This window comes from Bacillus sp. SRB_8 (assembly GCF_003264205.1).
Classification (GTDB): domain Bacteria; phylum Bacillota; class Bacilli; order Bacillales; family Bacillaceae_G; genus Bacillus_A; species Bacillus_A mycoides.
Genome location: NZ_NADT01000018.1, coordinates 113,622 through 139,613, shown reverse-complemented (window position 1 = coordinate 139,613; position 25,992 = coordinate 113,622). Strand labels below are relative to the sequence as shown.

The following is a 25,992-nucleotide window of genomic DNA, read 5'->3' as shown; positions in this document are numbered from 1 at the left end:
TGAGATAGAAAAGGGTGGCTACTTTAACGCACCCTAGTCTCAAAGACTAGGGTATTTTTATACAGTTATTGTTATATAAATTCAATGGTGTTATCATAAAAAACAGAAAGATGAGGGATGACGATGAGCCATTTGTTAACGATGAGTGAATTATCGGAACAAGAAATTTCAGAAATCCTAAAAGACGCAGAAGATTTCGCGAATGGAAAAGAGAGAAAAACGACAGAGCAAACATTTGTTGCGAACTTGTTCTTTGAGAATAGTACGAGGACGAGATTTAGCTTTGAAGTTGCTGAGAAGAGATTAGGACTTGAAGTATTAGACTTTTCCGCAGATGCATCTAGCGTACAAAAAGGAGAAACTTTATACGATACGATAAGAACACTAGAATCAATCGGAACAAAAGCGGTAGTCATCCGCCATGAGCAAGATCGTTACTTCGATGAATTAAAAGATCAGGTAAATATCCCAATCTTGAACGCTGGAGATGGATGTGGAAATCATCCAACGCAATGTCTACTCGATCTTCTAACAATTAAACAAGAGTTTGGAAGATTTGAAGGTTTGAAGATTGCAATAGTTGGGGATGTTCGTCATAGCCGAGTAGCACGTTCTAATGCAGAAGCATTAACGAAGCTGGGCGCGACAATTTACTTTGCAAGCCCAGAAGAGTGGAAAGATGAAGAGAACACATTTGGAACGTACAAGAGTTTAGATGAACTTGTTCCAGAAGTGGATGTGATGATGTTACTTCGTGTACAACATGAGCGTCATGACCATTATGAAACAGACATTATGAAAGAGTATCACGAGCAACATGGGTTAACAGTTGAAAGAGAAAAACGTATGAAAGAAGGAAGCATTATTATGCATCCAGCCCCTGTAAACCGTGATGTTGAAATTGCGAGTGAACTTGTCGAGTGTGAACGCTCACGCATATTCAAGCAAATGGAAAACGGGGTCTACGTAAGAATGGCTGTACTAAAACGCGCATTACCAAATGTATTAGGAGGAATGAAACATGAATTATTTGTTTGAAAATGGTCGTTATATGAATGCAGAAGGAACAATTGTAGCAACAGATCTTCTCGTACAAGACGGTAAAATTGCGAAGGTAGCAGAAAATATTACGGCAGATAATGCTGAAGTAATCGATGTAAATGGAAAGTTAATCGCACCTGGATTAGTAGATGTACATGTTCATCTTCGTGAACCAGGTGGTGAACATAAAGAAACAATTGAAACAGGAACACTTGCAGCAGCAAAAGGTGGATTTACTACAATTTGCGCAATGCCAAACACACGCCCAGTACCAGATTGTAAAGAACATATGGAAGACCTGCAAAAGCGTATTAAAGAAAAAGCACATGTAAATGTATTACCATATGGAGCAATTACAGTACGTCAAGCAGGTTCTGAAATGACCGATTTTGAAACGTTAAAAGAACTTGGAGCGTTTGCTTTCACTGATGATGGCGTAGGCGTGCAAGATGCAAGCATGATGTTAGCTGCAATGAAGCGTGCATCGAAATTAAATATGGCAGTTGTTGCACACTGTGAAGAGAACACACTTATTAATAAAGGATGTGTACATGAAGGGAAGTTTTCTGAGAAACACGGATTAAACGGTATCCCATCAGTATGTGAATCCGTACATATTGCCCGGGACATCTTACTTGCGGAAGCTGCAAATTGTCACTACCACGTATGTCACGTAAGTACAAAAGGATCTGTACGTGTAATCCGTGACGCGAAACGTGCTGGAATTAAGGTGACAGCAGAAGTAACACCGCATCACTTAGTATTATGTGAAGATGATATCCCATCGGCTGATCCTAACTTTAAAATGAATCCACCGCTTCGAGGAAAAGAAGATCATGCAGCGTTAATTGAAGGACTATTAGATGGAACAATTGATATGATCGCAACTGACCATGCACCGCATACTGCAGAAGAGAAAGCGCAAGGGATTGAAAGAGCACCGTTCGGAATTACTGGTTTTGAAACAGCATTCCCGCTTTTATATACGAACCTTGTGAAAAAAGGAATCATTACATTAGAGCAACTGATTCAATTTTTAACAGAAAAACCAGCTGACACATTCGGTTTAGAAGCAGGGCGCCTAACAGAAGGTAGAACAGCTGATATTACAATTATCGATTTAGAACAAGAAGAAGAAATTGATCCAACAACATTCTTATCAAAAGGAAAAAACACACCATTCGCAGGTTGGAAATGCCAAGGTTGGCCGGTTATGACAATCGTTGGTGGTAAGATCGCATGGCAAAAGGAGAGTGCATTAGTATGAAAAGACAACTTATCTTAGAAGATGGAACAGTATTAATTGGAAAAGGTTTCGGAGGAGAAATAGAAAAGTCAGGTGAGGTTGTATTTACAACTGGGATGACTGGATATCAAGAAACTTTATCTGATCCATCATACTGCGGTCAAATCGTAACATTTACGTATCCATTAATCGGAAACTACGGCATTAACCGTGATGATTTTGAATCAATTCACCCATCTGTAAATGGTTTAATCGTAAACGAAATTTGTGATCATCCATCAAACTTCCGTAATGAAATTTCGTTAAATGATTACTTGAAAGAAAGAAATATCCCAGGATTAGCAGGAATTGATACGAGAAAATTAACAAGAAAAATTCGTCAATATGGAACTTTACGCGGACGTCTTTGCAATATGGATGTGGATGTAGAGGACATCGTTAGCCAATTGAAAGCAACTGTCTTTACAGATCATGTGAAACGCGTATCAACAAAAGATCCATATCCAAGTCCAGGCCGTGGACACCGAGTTGTACTTGTAGACTTCGGAATGAAACATGGTATTTTACGAGAATTAAATAAGCGTGATTGTGATGTGATTGTTGTACCTTACAATACAACAGCAGAAGAAATTCTACGCCTTAGCCCAGATGGAATTATGTTAAGTAATGGACCTGGGGACCCAAAAGATGTACCAGAAGCAATTGAAATGTTAAAAGACATTATTGGTAAAGTTCCTTTATTCGGGATTTGCCTAGGACATCAATTGTTCGCCTTGGCATCTGGTGCGAATACAAGTAAGTTAAAATTCGGTCACCGTGGTTTAAATCATCCAGTAAAAAATCTTGCAACTGGAAAAGTAGCAATTACATCTCAAAACCATGGTTACGCAGTAGAAGAAGAATCAGTTGGAAATACAGAACTGGAAATTACACATGTTGCTTTAAATGATGGAACAGTAGAAGGTCTTCGTCATACGAAGTTCCCGGCATTTACAGTGCAATACCATCCAGAAGCTTCTGCAGGTCCAGAAGATGCAAATGATTTATTCGAAGATTTCTTAGCAATGATTGAAAACTTCAAGAAAGAAGGGGAAGAGTTATGCCAAAACGCCTAGACATTAACACAATTTTAGTAATCGGATCAGGACCAATTGTAATTGGGCAAGCAGCAGAGTTTGATTACTCTGGTACACAAGCTTGTCAATCTCTTAGAGAAGAAGGTTACAAAGTAATCCTTGTTAACTCTAACCCAGCAACAATTATGACAGATACTGCAACAGCAGATAAAGTATATATAGAACCATTAACATTAGAATTCGTAAGCCGTATCATTCGTAAAGAACGTCCAGATGCACTCCTACCAACATTAGGTGGTCAAACAGGCCTAAACATGGCTGTTGAACTTGCGAAATCAGGCATACTTGAAGAGTGCGGAGTTGAAATTTTAGGAACAAAATTATCAGCAATCGAGCAAGCCGAGGATCGTGATTTATTCCGTACATTAATGCAGGAATTAAATGAACCAATTCCATCTAGCACGATTATTCATACGCTGGAAGAAGCACATGAATTTGTAAAAGAAATTGGTTATCCAGTTATTGTTCGCCCAGCATTTACAATGGGGGGAACAGGTGGCGGAATCTGTAATAATGAAGAAGAACTAATTGAAATCGTATCAGGTGGATTAAAACATAGTCCAGTAACACAATGTTTATTAGAAAAGAGTATTGCCGGTTGTAAGGAAATTGAATATGAAGTAATGCGTGATTCGAATGATAACGCGATTGTAGTATGTAACATGGAAAATATCGATCCGGTTGGGGTTCACACAGGTGATTCTATCGTTGTAGCACCGAGCCAAACATTAAGTGACCGTGAGTATCAAATGTTACGAAACACTTCATTAAGAATTATTCGTGCATTAGGAATTGAAGGTGGATGTAACGTTCAGCTTGCACTTGATCCACATAGCTTCCAATACTATGTAATCGAAGTAAACCCGCGTGTGAGTCGTTCGTCTGCACTAGCATCTAAAGCAACTGGATATCCAATTGCGAAGCTAGCGGCGAAAATTGCAGTCGGTTTAACATTAGATGAAATTATAAACCCAGTAACACAAAAAACATACGCTTGCTTCGAGCCAGCATTAGACTATGTTGTTTCAAAAATTCCACGTTGGCCATTTGATAAGTTTGAATCAGCAAACAGAACACTTGGTACACAAATGAAGGCAACTGGTGAAGTTATGTCAATCGGACGTAACTTAGAACAATCATTATTAAAAGCGATCCGTTCTTTAGAGCTTGGCGTTTATCACCTAGAGTTAGACCACTTAAAAGAGCTTGATAAAGAAACGATGAAAAAGCGTATTATAAAAGCTGATGACGAGCGTCTGTTCGTTGTAGCAGAAGCGATCCGTCAAGGTGTAACGAAAGAAGAAATCAACGAATGGTGTGAAATGGACTTCTTCTTCTTACAAAAAGTTGAAAATATCGTAAACATGGAACGCGAAGTAAAAGCGAATGTAGGAAATATGGAAGTGTTACAATCTGCGAAAGAAATGGGCTTCAGTGACCATTACATCGCCAATGCTTGGAACAAAACAGAGCGTGAAATTTACGATATGCGTAAAGAAAGCAATATGACTCCTGTTTATAAGATGGTAGATACTTGTGCGGCAGAGTTTGAATCTGCAACACCATACTACTACAGCACATATGGTGACGAGAATGAATCGATTGTAACAGATCGTAAGAGTGTAGTTGTACTAGGATCTGGTCCAATCCGTATTGGTCAAGGTGTTGAGTTTGATTATGCAACAGTTCACTCTGTATGGGCAATAAAAGAAGCTGGATATGAGGCAATTATTGTTAATAACAACCCAGAAACAGTTTCAACAGACTTCAGTATTTCTGACAAATTATACTTTGAACCATTAACAATCGAAGATGTAATGCACATTATCGATTTAGAAAAGCCAGAAGGTGTTATCGTCCAATTCGGTGGACAAACGGCAATTAACTTAGCGGCTAAATTAGAAGCACACGGTGTAAAAATCTTAGGAACATCACTTGAAGATTTAGACCGTGCAGAAGATCGTGATAAGTTTGAAGCAGCTTTAACAAAGCTTGGTATCCCGCAACCAGTTGGTAAAACAGCAACGACTGTAGAGCAAGCAGTAGCGATCGCTGACAAAATTGGTTACCCAGTATTAGTAAGACCATCTTACGTACTAGGTGGACGTGCGATGGAAATCGTATATCGTCAAGAAGAATTACTGCACTACATGAAAAATGCGGTTAAAGTTCACGCAGATCACCCAGTATTAATCGACCGTTATATGGTTGGTAAAGAAATTGAAGTAGATGCAATTTCAGACGGTGAGAATGTATTCATTCCAGGTATTATGGAACATATCGAACGCGCTGGAGTTCACTCTGGGGATTCAATTGGAGTATATCCACCACAGAGCTTATCTGAAAAACTAAAAGAACAAATTATTGAACATACAATTGGGCTTGGAAAAGGTTTAAACATTGTTGGATTACTAAACATTCAGTTTGTAGTATTCAAAGATGAAGTGTATGTAATTGAAGTAAATCCACGTGCGAGCCGTACAGTACCATTCTTAAGTAAAATTACAGGCGTACCGATGGCAAATATCGCAACGAAAGTTATTTTAGGTCAAAACCTTGTAGAACAAGGATATGGAACTGGCTATCACCCAGAAGAGAAGGAAGTGTATGTAAAAGCACCGGTATTCTCATTTGCGAAACTACGCTCAGTTGATACAACATTAGGGCCTGAAATGAAATCAACAGGGGAAGTAATGGGTAAAGATTTAACGCTTGAAAAAGCATTATATAAAGGACTTGTTGCTTCAGGAATTAACATTCCAACGCACGGATCAGTAATCATCACTGTAGCGGATAAAGATAAAGAAGAAGCGCTGGAAATTGCAAAACGCTTCCATGAAATCGGCTATAACTTATTAGCAACAGCAGGAACAGCACAATCGCTAACAGAACAAAACATTCCGGTGCAAGTTGTAAACAAAATTGATTCTGAAGACTACAACTTACTTGATATTATCCGTCAAGGGAAAGCGCAGTTTGTAATCAATACATTAACAAAAGGAAAACAACCAGCGCGTGATGGTTTCCGCATTCGCCGTGAATCAGTAGAAAATGGTGTGGCTTGCTTAACATCACTTGATACAACGAGAGCAATCTTGAGAGTATTAGAATCTATGACATTCTCAGCTCATTCAATGAAAGAAATTACGCAAACGAAGCGTCACGAGGTGGTACATGCATGATGCAAAAGCAAAATATGATCGTCGTTAACCAAAAAGAAATCGCAAAAAACATTTACGAATTAGTGCTTCAAGGGGATTTAGTGCAGCAAATGAACGATCCAGGACAGTTTGTACACATTAAGGTAGCAGAGGGCATTACGCCCCTTCTGCGCCGCCCAATTAGTATTTGTAATGTCGATCAAGACAAGAACGAATTTACAATGCTATATCGTGCGGAAGGACAAGGGACAAAAACATTAGCGAAAAGAAAACAAGGTGAACTTGTAGATGTGTTAGGACCACTTGGTCATGGATTTCCTGTAGAAGAAGCGGAATCTGGACAAACGGCTCTATTAGTTGGTGGGGGAATTGGTGTACCACCACTATATGAATTGTCACAGCGTCTTGTAGCAAAAGGAGTACGCGTTATTCACATCTTAGGTTTCCAAACGAAAGATGTTGTCTTCTATGAAGAGAAATTCGCAGAACTTGGTGATACGTATGTTGCAACAGTTGATGGTACACATGGTACAAAAGGGTTTGTAACAGATGTAATCGATAGCTATGGAATTGACTTTGACATTCTCTACTCATGTGGACCTTTAGCGATGCTTCGTGCATTAGAAGGACGCTATAAGGAGAGAAAAGCCTACATTTCATTAGAAGAACGTATGGGCTGTGGTATCGGAGCATGTTTCGCATGTGTATGCCATTTGCAAGCAGATCCGAGTGGACATTCTTACAAGAAGGTGTGTAGCGACGGACCAGTATTTCCAATCGGGGAGGTTGTACTATGAACAGATTGCAAGTTGAATTACCAGGGTTATCATTAAAAAATCCAATCATCCCAGCATCTGGTTGCTTCGGATTTGGTCGTGAGTATGCACAGTTCTATGATTTAAGTGTACTTGGATCAATTATGATTAAAGCGACAACAGAACAACCTCGTTATGGAAACCCAACGCCTCGTGTTGCTGAAACACCAGGCGGAATGCTAAATGCAATCGGGCTTCAAAATCCTGGATTAGAAAAGGTAATGAATTCTGAATTACCTTTTCTCGAGCAATTTGATCTTCCGATTATTGCAAACGTTGCGGGTTCACAAGCTGAGGATTACGTAGCGGTTGCGAAGGCGATTTCAAAGGCACCTAATGTTCATGCGCTAGAATTAAATATTTCTTGTCCAAACGTAAAAACGGGTGGTATCGCTTTTGGTACAAATCCTGAAATTGCTGCTGATTTAACGAAGCGAGTAAAAGAGGTTTCTGAAGTACCGGTATATGTGAAATTGTCACCGAACGTGGCAAACATTGTGGAAATTGCAAAAGCAATTGAAAATGCGGGTGCGGACGGTTTAACGATGATTAATACATTGCTTGGTATGCGTCTAGATTTAAAAACTGCAAAACCAATTTTAGCAAACCGTACGGGCGGACTATCCGGGCCTGCGATTAAGCCAGTAGCAATTCGTATGGTACATGAAGTAAGTCAAGCTGTTAACATTCCGATCATCGGAATGGGTGGTATTGAAACAGCGGAAGATGTAATTGAATTCTTCTATGCGGGTGCAAGCGCGGTTGCAGTTGGAACGGCGAACTTTATCGATCCGTTCGTATGTCCGACAATTATTGAAGAATTACCAGCATTACTAGATGAATTAGGATTTGATCATATTTCGGAATGTCAAGGAAGGAGCTGGAAGCAAACATGTCACAGTCGTTAATCGTTGCACTAGATTTTCCAGGGAAACAAGAGGTAGAACAATTCTTACACCACTTTGAAGGGGAAGAGTTATTTGTCAAAGTTGGTATGGAGTTGTTTTACAAAGAAGGTCCTGCAATTATTACGTACTTAAAAGAAAAAGGACATAAAATCTTCCTAGATTTAAAACTTCATGATATTCCGAATACGGTAAAAAGCGCTATGCGTAGCCTAGCTAGTCTAGATGTAGATATGGTAAATGTTCATGCTGCTGGGGGAAGCAGTATGATGAAAGCTGCGATTGAGGGATTAGAGGAAGGTAAGCAAGAAGGAAAAGAGAGACCGATTTGTATTGCCGTTACACAATTAACAAGCACTTCGGAAGCTATGATGAAAAAAGAGATTGGCATTGAGAAAACGTTAGAAGAAGCGGTTGCTCATTATGCAAAATTAACGAAAGAAAGTGGACTTGATGGAGTTGTTTGTTCAACACTTGAAGTACCAAAATTACGTGAAGTATGCGGAAATGAATTTGTAACAGTAACACCGGGGATTCGTCTTGCAAGCGATGATGTAAATGACCAAGTGCGCGTAGCAACACCGAAACGTGCGAGGGAACTTGGTTCAAGCTACATCGTAGTTGGACGTAGTATTACAAAAGCAGAAAATCCGCTTGAAGCGTATAAAACAGTAAAACAACAGTGGGAAGGTGTAACAGTATGAAAAAAGAAATCGCATCGCATTTATTAGAAATTGGAGCAGTATTTTTACAACCGAATGACCCATTTACTTGGTCTTCTGGTATAAAATCACCAATTTATTGTGATAATCGTTTAACTTTATCTTATCCAAAAGTACGCCAAGCGATTGCAGCTGGATTAGAAGAGTTAATTAAAGAGCACTTCCCAACTGTAGAAGTTATTGCAGGAACAGCAACTGCTGGTATTGCGCACGCTGCATGGGTAAGCGATCGTATGGATTTACCAATGTGCTACGTGCGTAGTAAAGCAAAAGGTCACGGTAAAGGGAACCAAATCGAAGGAAAAGCTGAAAAAGGTCAAAAAGTAGTAGTAGTAGAAGACTTAATTTCAACTGGCGGTAGTGCAATTACATGTGTAGAAGCACTTCGCGAAGCTGGCTGTGAAGTATTAGGAATCGTATCAATCTTCACATACGAGCTTGAGTCAGGAAAAGAGAAACTAGAAGCAGCAAACGTAGCATCATATTCTTTAAGTGATTACAGTGCATTAACTGAAGTTGCAGCAGAAAAAGGTATGATCGGACAAGCTGAAACGAAAAAATTACAAGAGTGGCGTAAAAATCCAGCAAATGAAGCTTGGATTACAGCGTAACACGAAAAAAGACGACCGCGGGGGAACGCGGTCGTCTTTTTTATATCATTGCTAAAATTGTATGTAAAGTTCCATCGATATCAAAGAAAATCATATTACAATCTCCTCACTAATAACTACTTATTGTTTTCTGCAACTTCATATCCTCTCACAAACAATAGAGTCATATAAGAAGTAATAAATGAGAAGATACTATACATACCGACCCAAAAGAAAAACTTTGGAGGGAAGGCGATAGCACCTACTATTAAAAAACTAGCAAACGTTACAATTGGCATTACATAGTACGTTCTCGTTCTACGTGTTCCAATAACAGAAACGATAAAGATAAGTAATGGACAAATTAATAAGACAAAAATCAATTCATTCATAGTTATGTCCCCTTTTCTAATTGAAGTAATCTGTTTCTCGTAAACGTTTTGAAATAAATACTCTCCTAATATAACTTCGCTAACATATACATAATCCCTTTTGAAAGTCAGTAATAAATGATTGATTTCACAATAAAAAACGTAAGCAAGAGAATACTCGCTTACGCTATAGAATAAACATCGCAACGATCGTGGTGACGATTAAGCCAATCACAACTGGTAAAAAGTTTCGGCGCGCAAGTTCAAACGGATCTACTTTGCATATGGCAGCGGCAGGAATAAGCGCCCAAGGAATTAAAGTGCCACCGCCGGTCCAGATTGCTGCAATTTGCCCAAGTGCTGTTAATGTAGCTGTTCCATGCCCAAGTGCTGTTCCGAAAAGATTGGCAATCGAACCAGCAAGTGATATACCGGAAAAGCCAGATCCATCTAAGCCTGTTATGACACCAACGATAGTTAATGTTCCTGCCGATACATAATGGTTTAAAGGAACAATTTGAGATAAGGCGATTCCTAAGTCGTTAATGATTCCATGTGAACCTTTCGGTAAATAGTCCCCGATAATTTTCACAAAGCCGCTATCTCCTAAATAAAAGAGTGCAGCAATTGGGATAACTGGACCAAAGATTTTAAATCCAAATTGGAGCCCTTCTATAAAATAATCGGTCGTTTTATTCAGTCCATTACCTTTGTAGGCGATGAGAGAAATAATGATAATCATAATAACAGTCGTCCCGCCGATAAGTGCAGTTGCATCGCTTCCTTGTAGTTTAAATTGAATCATGCAAAGAATATCTATGGCATATACGATCGGAATACAAATAGCGAGCCATTTTTTTGTCTGAGGAGATAATGAAGTGAGCGTTTTAGAAGACTCAGTTGATGGAATAGATTCTTGTATAGATAAGCCTGTATGAAATTCTTTTCGTAAGAAGAAAAATGCGACGGAAGTTGTCACAATACCCATAATGATAACGAGGGGCACACTTGCTGAAACAACGCTGGAAACAGGAAGACCAGCAGCATCTGCAGTTAATTTCGGTGCACCTTGAATAACGAAGTCACCAGATAAGGCGATGCCGTGTCCGAATAAGTTCATAGCGATTGCGACTCCAATTGGCGGAAGGCCGACGCGTACAGCGACTGGTAATAAAATGGCCCCCATTAAGGCGACAGCTGGAGAAGGCCAAAAGAAAAAGGAAATTGTCATCATTAAAAGACCGATAATCCAGTAGGCATGTGCAGGTGTCCGAATCATCTTTGTAAATGGTGAAATCATCGTATCATTTATGCCGGTATGAACGAGTAGATTGCTCATTGATACGATAATGGAGATGATTAATATAGTTGGTAATAGTTCGGTAATGGCGTAAATGAAACTTTGAAAGATACCACTAATGGCAAGAGGGATAGAACTTGTAGCGGTTAATGCTAATAAAAAGATAAAAACGATACAAATGATCGTCGTATCTTTTCTAAAAATAAAAAAGGTAATAATAGTGAGTAAACAAAGAACATAGAGAGCATGTAAAAGCGTTAATTCAACTCCCATAACATTCACATCCTTTAGGCATTCGTGTAGTTCATTGTATGGAAGCAGTGAAAGTATGTGAGTATAGGAAAAAGAAAAAAAGTGAAATTTCATGTACTGTAATGGTAAGAACAATAAATGGATGTTACAATACAATTAATCCTAAAAATGGAATTAAATGAGGGCTTATGCGCAAAAGAATTGGTTTTTGGGGATTCATCCCGCATTAACGGGCAGTAAGACTCCCACCTCAAAATTTGCGAATGCGAGGGAGTTAGGTGGGAGATCAACTGCCCATAAAAGCCCGATTGGTTCAACTTTATCGTATCTTGTATTCTAGTAATCATTTTAAATTTATTTACAAACAATGAATGGATAAGTATCATACCTGTTTTTGGGTTTGTTTTTATACTGTTATATCGTTGGGATGACATGAAACAACATGGTAAGAAAAGTATTGGAATTATGATAGGTATCATTGTTGTTTGTTCATTTGTCGTAGGGGTTATTTTAATAGAGGGCCAAAAGCAAATGGAGAAAATGTCTATTTTTCAAGATTGGATGTCTTCTGCGAAAGGTCTTTATCTTGTAATTGTAGTCGTTATTTTTCTAAGAGTCATGATAAGAATAGCAAGTTACATACCTTGAAACATTACAATTCCATCTATTATCTCATTTCCTTTCAATAACAAAAACGGAATCGTGCTAATTATAATGACAAACTCGATGCTGAAAACAATTTTCTTTTTTCGACTATATGCTTTCCATTCATCCCAGCGTTACATAGGAGCAAAAATCAATACTCCTATACATAATATTACTGGTACCCATTCACTTTTAAGAAATTGCCCCGAAATAACTGATAATATTAAACAACCGAGCACACCATAATACCCTATTTTCTCTCTCATTCGTACTCCCCCATTCTACTTCTCCTTTAAGTGGTTATTTATTGCGAAATTGCTATATTTAATATGCATTTTAATATCGGTAGCGGTAGTCGCTAAAAAAGTAAACGAAAAGTCATTCGTTAATGAATAAAAGAAAATGCCACCTTATTCGGTGGCATTTTCTTACTTTACTGAATGAGCTTTTTGCATCTTTTTAATTAAACGAATTTGTCCGCGATGATTGATTTCATCTTCAAATACGTGAAACCACTTAAAGTAGTTATGAAAAAACTCCTGTTAAAAAGTTCATGATTTTTAACAGGGAATGACAATTAGTTCCCGATTTGCCTTTGTAATAACCTCATAGCCCTCTTTTGTGATGACAATATCATCTTCAATTCTACACCCGCCCCAGTTTGGTATATAAATACCTGGTTCAACTGTAACAACCATACCTTCTTCTAAAGTAGCCTTACTTTCTTGGGATAGACGGAGAGGTTCATGAATTTCTAACCCAAGTCCATGACCAGTAGAGTGGCCGAAATATTGACCGTATCCATGTTCTGTAATGTAATCTCTCGTTATATCATCGATACTTTTCGCAGTTTCTCCAGGTTTAATGGCTGCAGTTCCACGCTTTAATGCTTCTAATACAACATTATATATTTTTTTGAATTCTTCCGATGGTTCGCCAATCGCTACAGTACGTGTTAAATCGGAACAATACCCGTTATAAAGTGCACCGAAATCTAAGGTAACGATATCGCCGTGCTCGATTATTTTATTCGATGCAACGCCATGAGGAAGTGAAGAGCGAACGCCAGAAGCTACAATAATTTGAAATGATGAGGATGTAGCCCCTTTCTTTCGCATGAAAAATTCTAATTCATCTCGGACATCAGTCTCACTTATTCCTGGCTTTAGAAACGTAAGGATGTGGTGAAATGATTCGTCAGCAATATTAGCCGCAATTTTCATTGTTTCTATTTCAGGTGTGTCTTTAATAATGCGAATATCTTCGATGATTTCGCACACTTGCACCATTTCCGCATGTATGTATTTTTGTAAGTTTTTATATTGTTGTAATGTCATGTTATTTTCTTCAATTCCAAGTTTTTGAATGTTTAATTTCGATACTTGATTTGCGATTTCTTTTTCTAGATTTCCTTTATGCATAATAATTTTAGCTTCTTTTATTTGTGATTTCGCTTGATCTACATAGCGAAAATCAGTTATAAAAACCGCTTTATCCGCAGAGATTAAGACGACGCCAGCGCTGCCTGTAAAGCCTGTTGCATATTGGCGATTTTCTTTTTTTGTAATAAGTAATCCGTCAATTTCATATTTTTGTAGTTGATTTTGGATTTTATTAATTCTTAAATTCATGTTAATTTCCCCCTTTTCACAGTATTGAATAAAGCAAATAGCGTGCCAAAAGATAACTTTAGAGAAAGGATAGTGGGGAATATATATATAAGGGAAGGTAAAGTAAAGTTCTGTCCGCTATTTGTGGGAAGGACTATTTGAAAACTACGGATTGCTTCAAAATATTAGTGAGCAAATGAAAAGAACATCGAATCGTTTTTTTTACACACTGTAAAAATTTTTATACAAATACGAGAAAATAATGTCAAATTTTTTTGGAATATCGAAGTTAGGAAAGAAAAGGATAAGCGATGTTTAGAGTGTATATTTGAAAATAACATTACATTTATTATTTATTTTAATATAAAAATTAATATATAAATAAAAAATTATTGATACAATAGGTAATTGTTGGGTTTCTCTCGAAGATAGGGATACGTAACGAATAAATAGGATTAAGGAATGTGAGTCTATGAAAAAATTAAGTAAAGTAATGTCATTTTGCTTGGTAGTTAGTATGTTTGTTCTAGCAGGTTGTGAAAAAAGTGAAAACAAAGTTCAAGTAAATGAAAAGATTGAACAGCTTGATGAAGCACCAGAAGTGACAGGAAAAGAAGCGAAAAAGATCTTACGAAAGAGCGTAGATAGGATAGCAAACGCTTTTAGTGAGATGGAAAAAGAAAATGGATGGAGCCGAAATAATCCTGGAGATATGGAGACAGCGAAAAAAGGAGTTAAGGGATTAGTTACAGATAAGTTTGTAGAAAATCAGCTTCCTAAGTCGCTTGACACATTTAATAGGTCTAGAGAGACGGATATGTTGCCATTCCCAATTCATATTGAGCCAGACGTGAGAATAACTTGTTCACAGAAAAATGATGTTTTAAAGATTGAGACGCTTATCCTTGCAAATGATATGGGGAATGAAGCGGAGACGTGGGAATTTGTTTTAGTTTATACCGATGGAAAATGGTTAATGGATAAATGGTCATCAAATACGCCAGTAGATTTAAAGTTAACTAAAGAAGAAGCTAACGAAATTCTTAGAGTTCAAGGTTTCAAGAATGTCTCTTTCGTTAGAGAAGAGAATAGTGGAAATAAGAAATATATTTTTAAAGAAAGTAACGGAGTAGTTGCTGTGGATGCCCAAACATCTGTTATTACTCACAATGTAGATGATGAAGAGCAAGAGAAGGTAACGAAACAGGATTTTATTCAAGAGCAAGAAACAGCTAAGGGAAATGATTCCAGTACGTATACTAGTTCAAAAGAAGAGAAGCAGCCAAAAAAAGAATCTTCTTCAGTATTAGGTAAAACTAAGGCTCTAAATGAGTTAGTTGCTCTAGAAAACGAAGAAAAACATACAAATGTTATGTCAACAAATGACATAGTAAATGAAATAGAAGGAAATTATCAACTATGGGATAATAAACTAAATGAAATTTACAGTACATTAAAAAATACGATGTCAGCTGATGCATTTCAGTCATTAAAAACAAAACAGATTGCATGGGTTAAAGAAAAAGAAAGTAAAGTTACAGCGATTGGTACAGATCCAAATAATGGAACGATGAGACGTATAGAGGCTTCGGAAGAGAAATATAAGATGACAAAAGAAAGATGTTACGAATTAGTTAATGGATATATGAACTAAATTAAAGAATGCGTTGCTAGCAAGCAACGCATTTTTTAATTTACGCTTTTAATTTCATTACTGTATCAGCATCTGGTGTTACATATAATGTTTGTTGATTGTCATATGTAACAAATCCAAGTTTTGCACCGCTCGGTTTTTTGACATGGCGTACCTTTGTGAAATCTACAGGAACAGAACTAGAATCTTTTGCTTTACTGTAATAAGCAGCGATTTTAGCGGCCTCTTGTAAAGTCTCTTCCGTAGGTTCAAGAGAACGAATGACAACGTGGGACCCAGGTATGTCTTTCGTATGTAACCAAATTTCATCACGACGGGAGAATTTCGTTGTTAAATAATCATTTTGCTTATTGTTTTTACCGACGAAAATTTCTGTGCCATCACTAGCTAAATATTTGTCCAATACTGGTTTTGTCGGTTTTTTCTTTGAGTTTTTCTTCTTACGATTACGTACATAACCTTCTTCGGTCAGTTCTTCACGAATCTCTTCAATATCTTTTGAAGAAGCAACCTCCATTTGTTGAAGTAAGCTATCGAAATAAAGAATTTCTTCATTTGTTTTTACGATTTGTTCTTTTACAATAGCAACTGAATTTTTCGCTTTTTGGTACTTTTGGAAATAGCGTTGTGCATTTTCAGATGGTGTTTTTAAAGGATTTAATGTGATTTTTACAGTCCCACCATTTTCGTCGTAATAGTTAACGACTTCTATCTCTTTATCACCTTTTTTCAAAGCGTACATATTGGCTGTAAGTAGCTCTCCAAATAGTTGATATTTATCTGCTTTTCCGGCATCTTGTAATGTTTTTTCTAGTTTAATTAGCTTCTTTTCGTTTTTTGTTTTTTCATTTTGCATAAAGCGTTCTAAATCGTGAGCTTGTTGTTTTACACGATCGCGCTCTGCTTTACCAAAGAAGAAACGATCTAATAATTCACTAACAGATGAAAATGTTTTTTCGTTTCCTTGTAAGTGAGAAAGAGGGAATAGGTAAAAGAACTCTTTTCCATTTGCTGTTATCATTGCTGGCACGTACTGATGTGTTAGCAAAGGTTTTTGCAAGCTGAAGAAAGCTTCAGATAATGCTTTTTCATTTGCCATACCTGCTTTTTTTACAACTTCTTTTGCAAATAATGGGGAAATTCCCATGAATGCTCCGACAAGTTGTTTGTCCATGTTGCCAGATAAAAAGTCTAGCGGTTTAATAAAATCATCTTCTGTTTCGATAAGAAGCGGATTAACTTTATGTTGTGCCGGTGGGGCAACATATTCAGCTCCAGCATATACAGTACGATGTCGGTTTACCGCTAAAGAAACGTGTTTTAAGCTATCTAAAATAACATTTGTTTTCGTATCTACTAAGATAATATTACTGTGTCGTCCCATTATTTCGATTACTAATGTTTTTACTGATTCGTCACCGATTTCATTGCGACTGCGGACTATAATTTGAATAATACGTTCTAAGTCAATTTGTTCAATTTTTTCAATAAATCCACCTTCTAAATGTTTGCGAAGAAGCATACAAAACATCGGCGGTAGCGCTGGTGAATTGTAGTTTTGATTTGTTAAGTGCATACGCGCATATGTAGGGTGAGATGAAAGAATTAGTTTTTGGTTTTTTCCGTTTGCTCGAATATGTAATAAAACTTCATATTTTGAGGGTTGATATATTTTTGAAATTCTTCCTGTTTGAAGAGAATTTGCAATTTCATGTGTAATTGCTCTTGTAAATAATCCATCGAATGCCATGAATGAACACTCCTTTCTAACTAAAAGTTAATTATAGCATTTTTTTGGACGAGGCTGAATAAGCTTTCATTAGAGTATGTCTGGAATCAGGAGGTCGATGGCAGGATGAACTGGTATGAAATGCGAGCACATGAAGTGGAGGAAAGAACGAATACGAATGTGGAGGTAGGTCTTACAGAGCAAGAAGCAGAGGGCCGATTAAAGAAATTTGGCACAAATGAATTGCAAGAAGCAAAGCGGCCTTCTGCGCTTATGGTGTTTTTAGCGCAATTTAAAGATTTTATGGTACTTGTTTTATTTGGTGCTACAATTATTTCAGCTTTTTTAGGAGAGTATATTGATTCGATTGCAATTGTTGCAATTGTTATTATTAATGGTGTCCTCGGTTTCTTCCAAGAGAGGAAAGCTGAAAAATCGTTGGAAGCTTTAAAAGAATTGGCAGCTCCTCAAGTTACTGTACTAAGAAATGGGAAGTGGATAAAAGCGCCGTCAAAAGCGCTTGTACTGGGTGATATTATTAAATTTTCTAGTGGTGACCGTATTGGCGCGGATGTTCGCCTTGTGGAATCTTCAAGTTTATATATTGAAGAATCGGCTCTTACAGGAGAGTCATTGCCTGTACAAAAGAAGGTAGATGCGTTACAAGGTCAAGATGTTTCAATTGGTGATCAAAAAAACATGGCATTTATGGGGACGATGATAACGAGAGGTGCTGGAACAGGGGTAGTCGTAGCAACTGGAATGAATACAGCTATGGGGCAAATTGCAAATATGTTGCAAAATGCTGAGCAAATGGAAACGCCATTACAAAGAAGATTAGAACAGCTTGGAAAAATTTTAATTATTGTTGCTCTTATTTTGACGGCTCTTGTTGTACTAGCTGGTGTATATCAAGGGAATGAAGTGTATCACATGTTTTTGGCTGGGGTTTCGCTTGCTGTTGCAGCTATTCCAGAAGGATTGCCAGCTATCGTTACGGTTGCGCTATCACTTGGTGTACAGCGTATGATTAAAAAGAGGGCAATTGTGCGAAAGTTGCCAGCTGTAGAAACGTTAGGCTGTGCTTCTGTTATTTGCTCAGATAAAACAGGAACAATGACACAAAATAAAATGATGGTAACACATATGTGGTCAGGCGGAGAATTGTGGAAAGTAACAGGTCAAGGCTATGAGCCAACAGGTTCGTTTATGAAAGGTGAAGAAGTAATTGACCCTACTAAGACGAAATCACTGTATCAACTACTTACATTTGGCTGTTTATGTAATAATGCGAATGTTATTCAAAAGAAAAAGACGTATGTGTTAGATGGAGATCCAACAGAGGGAGCTCTCGTTGCTGCTGCAATGAAGGCGGGAATATCACGTGAAGCTCTTAAAGGAAAGTTTGAAGTCATTCGTGAATTTCCTTTTGATTCAACTAGAAAAATGATGAGCGTTATCGTTCGTGATCGTGAAGGTAAAAAATTTGTTATTACAAAAGGAGCACCAGATGTTCTTTTGCAGATGAGTCAAACAATTTTGTGGGGAAATAAGCAGCAGCCTTTAAGTGAAATGTATCGAAAAGAAGTGCAGGCAGCGATTCATAGTTTAGGAAGTCAAGCTTTACGAACGATTGCAGTGGCATTTAAACCGTTAAAAGCTACAGATTCAATTGAACATGAAAGAGAAGTCGAGCAGGATTTTATGCTTGTTGGAATACAAGGAATGATAGATCCGCCAAGACTAGAAGTGGCGCAAGCGGTGAAAGAGTGTAAGGAAGCTGGTATTAGAACGGTAATGATTACGGGAGATCATAAAGTGACGGCAATGGCAATTGCGGAACAGCTAGGGGTTTTACCGGCGGGTGGACGCGTTGTTGAAGGTGTAGAACTTGCGAATATGGATGTAGAGGCATTAGAAGATATTGTAGAAGATACGTATGTATTCGCTCGTGTGTCTCCTGAGCATAAATTGAAAATCGTTAAGGCGCTGCAAAATAAGGGACATATAGTAGCTATGACAGGTGATGGAGTGAACGATGCTCCAGCTATTAAAACAGCTGATATAGGGATTGCGATGGGAATTACAGGGACAGATGTTGCAAAAGAAGCTTCTTCACTTGTGTTGTTAGATGATAACTTTGCTACGATTAAATCGGCGATTAAAGAAGGTAGAAACATATATGAAAATATTCGGAAGTTTATTCGGTATTTGTTAGCATCTAACGTTGGTGAAATTTTAGTTATGTTATTTGCGATGTTACTTGCACTGCCATTGCCGATGGTTCCAATTCAAATTTTATGGGTGAACTTAGTTACTGACGGTTTACCAGCGATGGCATTAGGTTTGGATAAGGCTGAAGGAGATGTGATGAAGAGAACACCACGCCATCCGAAAGAAGGGGTGTTCGCTAGAGGGCTTGCGTGGAAAATTATAAGTCGTGGTTTTTTAATCGGAGCAGTGACATTAGTAGCGTTTATTATTGCATTTAACCAGCATCCGAATGAATTGAAGTATGCACAAACGGTAGCCTTCGCAACATTAGTACTGGCTCAGCTTATTCATGTATTTGATTGTCGTAGTGAACATTCTATATTTCACCGCAACCCGTTTGGAAATATATATTTAGTAGGGGCGGTTATTATTTCTTTACTGTTAATGCTTGTAGTTATATATTATCCACCATTACAGCCGATTTTTAGCACAATGCCGATACAAGCACGAGATTGGTTGTTAATTGGAGGATTATCATCTATTCCGACCTTCTTATTAGTAGGATCCTTATTAACAAGAAAAAAGGGGAAAAAGAAAAAGCCGCTGTTATATAAGAAGGGATTAAACTTGAAATAGTCAATGATATGAAAATATGATATAATTTACAGAAGGTAGTAGAGTCGCATCTCTATTGCCTTTTTCATTGAGTTATTTCATGGCTTGGATGTGATAAAGATGATTTGTAGTATGACAGGATTTGGAAGATCGAAGGTAGAAAACGATACTTTTCAAATAACAGTAGAAATGAAGTCGGTGAACCATCGTTTTTTAGAAATGAGTATTCGGCTTCCGAAGCAAATGATGGCGTTTGAAGACAAGATTCGTAAAATAATTGCAAAGCAAGTTCGCCGTGGACGTATTGAAGTGTCTATTAGTATAACAGGCGAAGGGCTTGTTGAAAGAAAACTAACTGTGAATTGGGAACTTCTCAAGCAGTACCAATCCATTATGGAAGATATAAAAGGGAAATTTCAATTACAAGATTCTATTACACTCGGGCAACTAATGGGAATGCCAGAAGTAACGGCAGTTGAAGAAATAGAAAATGTAAATGAACAATTTGAAACCGGTTTATATGAAGCTGTTCGTCAAGCTGCTCATATGTTGAAAACGATGAGAGATGGCGAAGGAGAACGATTACATAAAGATATAGCATATCGTTTGCAAGAGATTCATAATTGTGTAAATGCAATTATTCCACATGCACCAATTGTTACACAAAAATATCGTGAACGATTAGAAAATCGCTTAAAAGAATTACATAACCAAGATTTAGATGAACAACGATTGTTGACAGAAGTAGCAATATTTGCAGAGCGTTCAGATATTCACGAAGAATTAGTTCGATTACAAAGTCATTTAGATCAATTTCGTGAAGCACTGCAAATTACAGAGCCTGTTGGAAGGAAAATGGACTTCATCGTGCAAGAGATGCATAGGGAAGTTAATACGATAGGTTCTAAGGCAAATGACTTAACAATTTCAAAATATGTCGTAGAAATGAAAAATAACCTTGAAAAAATTCGTGAACAAGTACAAAATATTGAGTAGCTTTCAAAAAATATATAAAGTTATACGTGGTGGAGAAATCGGATAGACTTACTAGGAGGCGCAAACTATGGCCATGCGGTTTTTAAATATTGGATACGGAAATATTGTATCTGCTCATCGAATTATTGCTATTGTAAGTCCGGAGTCAGCTCCTATTAAACGGACAGTACAGGAAGCGCGTGAACATAATGCTTTGCTTGATGCTACGTATGGGAGAAAAACAAGGGCGGTTATTGTTATGGATGATGGGCATGTAGTATTAAGTCCAATTCAGCCAGAGACGATTGCACATCGTTTGAATAATAAAGAAGATTTAAGTGAGGAAGGGTAGGTTTTACATATTTATGAGAAGTAGAAGAGGATTGCTCATCGTTCTTTCGGGACCTTCTGGTGTCGGGAAAGGAACGGTTCGAAAAGAGCTGTTTAGCCATGAAGACACACGTTTTCAGTACTCTATTTCAGTAACGACACGTAAACCGCGTGAAGGTGAAGTAGATGGTGTGGATTATTTCTTTAAAGAGAGAGAAGAATTTGAAGAAATGATTCGTAATGAAAAGTTACTTGAATGGGCTGAGTTCGTTGGTAATTATTACGGAACACCGATTGATTATGTTGAAAAAACGTTACAAGAAGGAAAAGATGTGTTCTTAGAAATTGAAGTGCAAGGAGCAATTCAAGTTAAGAAAGCCTTCCCAGCAGGTGTATTTATTTTCTTAGCACCTCCAAGTTTATCTGAACTAAAGAACCGAATTGTCGGCCGTGGTACAGAAACTGAAGATGTTATTGAAAATCGTTTAACTGTAGCGAAAGAAGAAATCGAAATGATGGACGCTTATGACTATGTTGTAGAAAACGATCAAGTTGAATTAGCTTGCGACCGAATTAAAGCAATTGTGGTTGGTGAACATTGCCGCCGCGAAAGAGTGGCAAAATACTATAAAGAAATGACGGAGGGTCTATAATTATGTTAAATCCATCAATTGACTCATTATTAACAAAAATCGATTCTAAATATACACTTGTAACAGTAGCTGCAAAGCGTGCACGTGAAATGCAAATTGCTGACAATTGTGTTATTGAAAAGCCTGTTTCTTATAAATGTGTAGGTAAAGCATTAGAAGAAATCGATTTAGAAGTATTAAAATATGTACCAAGCGATGACACAATAATTGATTAAGACATTCTTTTCGACAAATTAAAACATAGACTTTATAATTTTCTATGTAACGGTAACAACCTATTTACAAGTAGGTTGTTATTTTTTTACGATAGGGATGAAAAGGAATCGAAAAAGACGGAACGAAATACTGGTACTGACGAGCTGGAAATTCTATTTCAGTAGAATAAGTTTGAAAAAGAAAGAGGACGAGTCATATGCTAAAAGGGAAAAAGATACTTCTATGTGTAACAGGAGGCATTGCAGTTTTTAAAGCGGCTGCGTTAACAAGTAAATTGACACAAGCTGGCGCTCTTGTAAAAGTAATGATGAGTGAGTCGGCAATGAAGTTTGTTACGCCTCTTACATTTCAAGCACTTTCTCGCCATGATGTATATACGGATACGTTTGATGAGAGAGACTCCGCTGTTATTGCTCATATTGATTTAGCGGATTGGGCAGATGTTGTACTTGTTGCACCTGCTACAGCTAATTGCATTGGAAAGTTAGCTGGCGGTATTGCTGATGATATGATTACAACTACTTTGTTAGCTACTACAGCTCCAGTGTGGATTGCACCTGCTATGAATGTGCATATGTATGAAAATAAAATTGTTCAAAAAAACATGATGACGTTAAAAACATTAGGATATACATTTATTGAGCCTGGGGAAGGTTTTTTAGCATGTGGTTATGTAGCAAAAGGAAGACTGGAAGAACCTGAAGCAATTATTGGACGATTAGAAGAGGCTTTCTCGGAACAACAACCATTGCAAGGAAAACGAATATTAATAACAGCTGGACCGACACGTGAAAAGATTGATCCGGTTCGTTTTATGACGAATTTTTCTTCTGGAAAGATGGGGTATGCGATCGCAGAAGTTGCAGCAGGCTTAGGTGCTGATGTCATACTTGTGTCAGGACCGACAGCATTAGAGTCACCATTACATGTCACAACAATACAAGTAGAATCTGCACAAGATATGTTAGAGGCAGTCCTTCAGCATTATCAGAGTGTGGATGTTGTCATCAAAACAGCAGCCGTTGCAGATTACCGTCCGAAATATGTTCATGATAATAAAATGAAAAAGAAAAATGGCGATGCTGTAATTGAATTAGAAAGAACAGTGGATATTTTAAAAACGTTAGGTGAGAAGAAGGACCGACAGTTACTTATCGGTTTTGCAGCTGAAACGACAAACATAGAGGAATACGCAACGAGAAAATTACGTGAGAAAAATGCAAATATGATTGTTGCGAATGACGTGAAAGCGCAAGGAGCTGGATTTGGTACGGATACAAATATTGTGACAATGTATAGAAAAGATGGAGAAATCATTGAGCTACCACTTTTAACGAAGAAAGAAGTGGCTCGTGAAATATTAAAGCAAATAGAAATGATGTTAGAAGATGATTATGTATGAAGTTTGCAAGTGTAATTGTTGATGTACCTGCACGTCAAACAGATCGACCGTTTGATTATATTATCCCTAAAAAATGGGAAGATATCGTGCAAACAGGAATGCGTGTAGTAGTCCCATTCGGTCCGAGGAAATTGCAAGGTTTTATTATTGGCATAAAGGATTCGGTTGAACTAGAAAGTAAAAAGTTAAAAGCGTTGTATGAAATATTAGATGTCACTCCGGTTTTAAATGATGAATTATTAAAACTTGGGTATTGGCTTACAAGTGAAACGTTATGTTATATGATTTCAGCTTTTCAGGTGATGCTTCCGACGGCGATTAAAGCAACATATAAAAAGCGTCTGCAACTTCGTAACCGAGAAGAAGAAGTAGCACCAGAAATTCTTTCTTTATTTCAAGGGAAGGAAACGATAGATTGGGAAGTTATCGAAGCACAGCCGCACCTATATCGCACTATTCAACAAGAAATTAAAAATGGTACGACTGAAGTGGTTTATCAAGTAAAGGATAAAGTGCAGAAGAAGAAACAAAGAGTAGTTCAACCGGAGTTGCCGGCAGATAAATTGGAATTAGCAGCATTTGAACTGAAAAGTAAAAAACAACAAGATGTACTCTATTATTTTGTAGAAAACTACAAAAGTGTACCGTTAAAAAATTTAACAGAAGAATTACAAATAACAGATGCTCCAATAAAAGCACTTGTTAAAAAGGGTCTAATCTCAGAAAAGTATGTAGAGGTATACCGGAGTCCGTATGACGATGATGATTTTGAACAAACGAAACCATTTCCGCTTACTGAGGAACAAAAACAAGTAATTACACCGATTTTGTCATCAATTACAAATGAAACTTACAATCCATTTTTACTATATGGTGTTACAGGAAGTGGTAAGACTGAAGTGTATTTACAATCTATAGCAGCGGTGCTCGAGAAAGGAAAAGAAGCAATTGTGCTTGTTCCTGAAATTGCGCTAACGCCCCAGATGGTAGATCGCTTTAAAGGTAGGTTCGGTTCGCAAGTTGCAGTTCTTCACAGTGCGCTTTCTGTTGGCGAGAAATATGATGAATGGCGAAAGATATTAAGAAAAGAAGTGAAAGTTGTAGTTGGTGCGCGTTCAGCTATTTTTGCTCCATTTGAAAATTTAGGAATCATTATTATTGATGAAGAGCATGAATCAAGTTATAAGCAAGAGGATAACCCAAAGTATCATGCAAGAGATGTAGCAGTGTGGAGAGGACAATATCATAAGTGTCCAATCGTTCTCGGAAGTGCAACGCCGACACTTGAATCGTTTGCTAGAGCGAAAAAAGGTGTCTATGGGTTGCTTACAATGGAAAAACGTATGAACAAACAAGCTTTGCCGACTGTAGAAATTGTTGATATGCGTGAAGAGCTTCGTGATGGAAATCGCTCAATGTTTTCAAAGGCACTGCATGAAAAAATAGCAGATCGATTAGAAAAGAAAGAACAAATGGTTCTCTTTTTAAATAGAAGGGGTCATTCTACGTTTGTGATGTGTCGTGATTGTGGGTATGTCGTACAATGTCCGCATTGTGATATTTCGTTGACATATCACAAAATGAACCATCGTTTAAAGTGTCATTATTGTAGTCATGAGGAAAATATGCCAACGGAGTGTCCTGCTTGTAATAGTACGTATATTCGTTTCTTTGGTACAGGGACGCAAAAGGTTGAAGAAGAAATCACAAAACTATTTCCTGAGGCGCGGGTCATTCGAATGGATGTGGATACAACAAGCCGTAAAGGAATGCATGAAAAATTATTAAAGGCGTTTGGTGAAGAGAAAGCAGATATATTACTTGGGACACAGATGATTGCAAAAGGGCTTGATTTTCCGAAGGTGACGCTTGTTGGCGTTTTAACGGCGGATACGATGCTTCATCTACCTGATTTTCGGGCGAGTGAAAAGACGTATCAGCTATTGACACAAGTAAGTGGACGTGCAGGAAGACATGAATTGCCAGGTGAAGTTGTAATTCAAACGTATACGCCGGAACATTACAGTGTAGAATTAGCAAAGAATCAACAATATGATGTATTTTATGAGCACGAAATGCAAATGAGGCAAATGAGACAATATCCGCCATATTACTACGTTGTACTTGTAACTGTATCTCATCCGGAGTTATTAAAGGCAGTCCAAGTGACGGAAAAAATTGTCGGTCATTTACGAACGCATTGTTCAAGGCAAACAATGGTGTTAGGGCCGGTTGCTTCAGCAATTCCAAGGATAAAAGATAGATATCGTTACCAATGCATGATAAAATACAAACGGGAACCAAACTTAAAGAACGTGCTCAAAATGGTAAATGAACATTATCAAGCAGAAATGCAAAAAGAGCTACAAATCTCAATTGATTTTAATCCAACAATGTTAATGTAGCGGAG

Annotated in this window: 21 protein-coding genes and 2 pseudogenes; 18 read left to right on the top strand and 5 right to left on the bottom strand. The window is 37.6% G+C overall.

The annotated features are described in order from the left end of the window. Positions 1–123 precede the first annotated feature (123 nt). The 8 genes from pyrB to pyrE are packed head-to-tail and all read left to right on the top strand — an operon-like array spanning position 124 to position 9,637. Positions 124–1,038 carry an aspartate carbamoyltransferase gene (gene pyrB / locus B5P40_RS10665; RefSeq protein ID WP_002128846.1) on the top strand — a complete coding sequence of 305 codons (915 nt, stop codon included), beginning with the start codon at positions 124–126 and terminating at the stop codon, positions 1,036–1,038. Next, positions 1,022–2,308: a dihydroorotase gene (pyrC, locus tag B5P40_RS10660; protein WP_113709241.1), complete on the top strand. Its 1,287-nt coding sequence runs from the start codon at positions 1,022–1,024 to the stop codon at positions 2,306–2,308. The genes pyrB and pyrC overlap by 17 nt, the downstream gene beginning before the upstream one ends. Further along, positions 2,305–3,402, top strand: coding sequence for a carbamoyl phosphate synthase small subunit (locus B5P40_RS10655; RefSeq protein ID WP_002121861.1), 1,098 nt, complete (start codon positions 2,305–2,307; stop codon positions 3,400–3,402). The genes pyrC and B5P40_RS10655 overlap by 4 nt, the downstream gene beginning before the upstream one ends. Then, positions 3,387–6,605 carry a carbamoyl-phosphate synthase large subunit gene (gene carB, locus B5P40_RS10650; protein WP_002165154.1) on the top strand — a complete coding sequence of 1,073 codons (3,219 nt, stop codon included), beginning with the start codon at positions 3,387–3,389 and terminating at the stop codon, positions 6,603–6,605. Before B5P40_RS10655 ends, carB begins: the two co-directional genes overlap by 16 nt. Beyond that, the gene (gene pyrK / locus B5P40_RS10645) at positions 6,602–7,381 is read left to right on the top strand and encodes a dihydroorotate oxidase B electron transfer subunit (RefSeq protein ID WP_002088239.1); all 780 of its coding nucleotides are present in this window, start codon (positions 6,602–6,604) and stop codon (positions 7,379–7,381) included. Before carB ends, pyrK begins: the two co-directional genes overlap by 4 nt. Further along, the gene (gene pyrD, locus B5P40_RS10640) at positions 7,378–8,307 is read left to right on the top strand and encodes a dihydroorotate oxidase B catalytic subunit (protein WP_002088238.1); all 930 of its coding nucleotides are present in this window, start codon (positions 7,378–7,380) and stop codon (positions 8,305–8,307) included. The genes pyrK and pyrD overlap by 4 nt, the downstream gene beginning before the upstream one ends. Continuing rightward, positions 8,292–9,008: an orotidine-5'-phosphate decarboxylase gene (gene pyrF, locus B5P40_RS10635; protein WP_000083510.1), complete on the top strand. Its 717-nt coding sequence runs from the start codon at positions 8,292–8,294 to the stop codon at positions 9,006–9,008. The genes pyrD and pyrF overlap by 16 nt, the downstream gene beginning before the upstream one ends. Continuing rightward, entirely contained in the window at positions 9,005–9,637 is a 633-nt protein-coding gene (gene pyrE / locus B5P40_RS10630; RefSeq protein WP_002137968.1) for an orotate phosphoribosyltransferase, read from the top strand. Before pyrF ends, pyrE begins: the two co-directional genes overlap by 4 nt. A 116-nt stretch (positions 9,638–9,753) precedes the next feature. Here pyrE and B5P40_RS10625 read toward each other — a convergent pair whose 3' ends face one another. Together B5P40_RS10625 and B5P40_RS10620 are read right to left on the bottom strand one after the other, a co-directional pair. Then, positions 9,754–10,008 (bottom strand): YbeF family protein, encoded by a 255-nt coding sequence (locus B5P40_RS10625; RefSeq protein ID WP_078175383.1) that lies wholly within the window; start codon positions 10,006–10,008, stop codon positions 9,754–9,756. A gap of 166 nt (positions 10,009–10,174) precedes the next feature. Next, positions 10,175–11,560, bottom strand: coding sequence for a hypothetical protein (locus B5P40_RS10620; protein WP_113709240.1), 1,386 nt, complete (start codon positions 11,558–11,560; stop codon positions 10,175–10,177). Between the two features lie 300 nt (positions 11,561–11,860). On the opposite strand from B5P40_RS10620, the gene B5P40_RS10610 reads away from it, so the two are divergent. Next, entirely contained in the window at positions 11,861–12,187 is a 327-nt protein-coding gene (locus tag B5P40_RS10610) for a YoqO family protein (RefSeq protein ID WP_113709239.1), read from the top strand. On the opposite strand, the pseudogene B5P40_RS10605 reads toward B5P40_RS10610, so the two are convergent. Next, a pseudogene (locus B5P40_RS10605) lies at positions 12,181–12,450 on the bottom strand (YoqO family protein); the annotation flags it as partial. The gene B5P40_RS10610 and the pseudogene B5P40_RS10605 overlap by 7 nt on opposite strands. A 31-nt stretch (positions 12,451–12,481) precedes the next feature. Between B5P40_RS10605 and B5P40_RS34355 the strand changes: the two are divergent. Beyond that, a pseudogene (locus B5P40_RS34355) lies at positions 12,482–12,580 on the top strand (YoqO family protein); the annotation flags it as partial. Positions 12,581–12,744: 164 nt separating this feature from the next. Here B5P40_RS34355 and B5P40_RS10600 read toward each other — a convergent pair. After that, entirely contained in the window at positions 12,745–13,815 is a 1,071-nt protein-coding gene (locus tag B5P40_RS10600) for a M24 family metallopeptidase (protein WP_078175381.1), read from the bottom strand. A 451-nt stretch (positions 13,816–14,266) separates the two neighbouring features. On the opposite strand from B5P40_RS10600, the gene B5P40_RS10595 reads away from it, so the two are divergent. Continuing rightward, on the top strand, positions 14,267–15,448 hold the full coding sequence (locus tag B5P40_RS10595; protein ID WP_113709238.1) for a lysozyme inhibitor LprI family protein: 1,182 nt from the start codon (positions 14,267–14,269) through the stop codon (positions 15,446–15,448). Positions 15,449–15,488: 40 nt separating this feature from the next. Here the strand turns inward: B5P40_RS10595 and B5P40_RS10590 are convergent, their stop codons facing one another. Then, positions 15,489–17,198 (bottom strand): Rqc2 family fibronectin-binding protein, encoded by a 1,710-nt coding sequence (locus B5P40_RS10590; RefSeq protein WP_113709237.1) that lies wholly within the window; start codon positions 17,196–17,198, stop codon positions 15,489–15,491. 105 nt (positions 17,199–17,303) lie between these two features. On the opposite strand from B5P40_RS10590, the gene B5P40_RS10585 reads away from it, so the two are divergent. The 7 genes from B5P40_RS10585 to priA all read left to right on the top strand — a co-directional run bounded on the left by B5P40_RS10585 (position 17,304) and on the right by priA (position 25,987). Next, positions 17,304–20,027, top strand: coding sequence for a calcium-translocating P-type ATPase, SERCA-type (locus B5P40_RS10585; protein ID WP_002014490.1), 2,724 nt, complete (start codon positions 17,304–17,306; stop codon positions 20,025–20,027). A gap of 99 nt (positions 20,028–20,126) precedes the next feature. Continuing rightward, positions 20,127–21,002 carry a YicC/YloC family endoribonuclease gene (locus B5P40_RS10580; protein ID WP_002088227.1) on the top strand — a complete coding sequence of 292 codons (876 nt, stop codon included), beginning with the start codon at positions 20,127–20,129 and terminating at the stop codon, positions 21,000–21,002. A gap of 67 nt (positions 21,003–21,069) precedes the next feature. Beyond that, entirely contained in the window at positions 21,070–21,333 is a 264-nt protein-coding gene (gene remA, locus B5P40_RS10575) for an extracellular matrix/biofilm regulator RemA (RefSeq protein ID WP_001251456.1), read from the top strand. Positions 21,334–21,346: 13 nt separating this feature from the next. Next, entirely contained in the window at positions 21,347–21,964 is a 618-nt protein-coding gene (gmk, locus tag B5P40_RS10570; RefSeq protein ID WP_002014492.1) for a guanylate kinase, read from the top strand. A gap of 2 nt (positions 21,965–21,966) precedes the next feature. After that, positions 21,967–22,179, top strand: a complete 213-nt coding sequence (gene rpoZ, locus B5P40_RS10565) for a DNA-directed RNA polymerase subunit omega (RefSeq protein ID WP_002014493.1) — start codon at positions 21,967–21,969, stop codon at positions 22,177–22,179. 197 nt (positions 22,180–22,376) lie between these two features. Next, positions 22,377–23,582: a bifunctional phosphopantothenoylcysteine decarboxylase/phosphopantothenate--cysteine ligase CoaBC gene (coaBC, locus tag B5P40_RS10560; protein WP_002014494.1), complete on the top strand. Its 1,206-nt coding sequence runs from the start codon at positions 22,377–22,379 to the stop codon at positions 23,580–23,582. Beyond that, the gene (priA, locus tag B5P40_RS10555; RefSeq protein WP_113709236.1) at positions 23,579–25,987 is read left to right on the top strand and encodes a primosomal protein N'; all 2,409 of its coding nucleotides are present in this window, start codon (positions 23,579–23,581) and stop codon (positions 25,985–25,987) included. The genes coaBC and priA overlap by 4 nt, the downstream gene beginning before the upstream one ends. Positions 25,988–25,992: the final 5 nt, after the last annotated feature.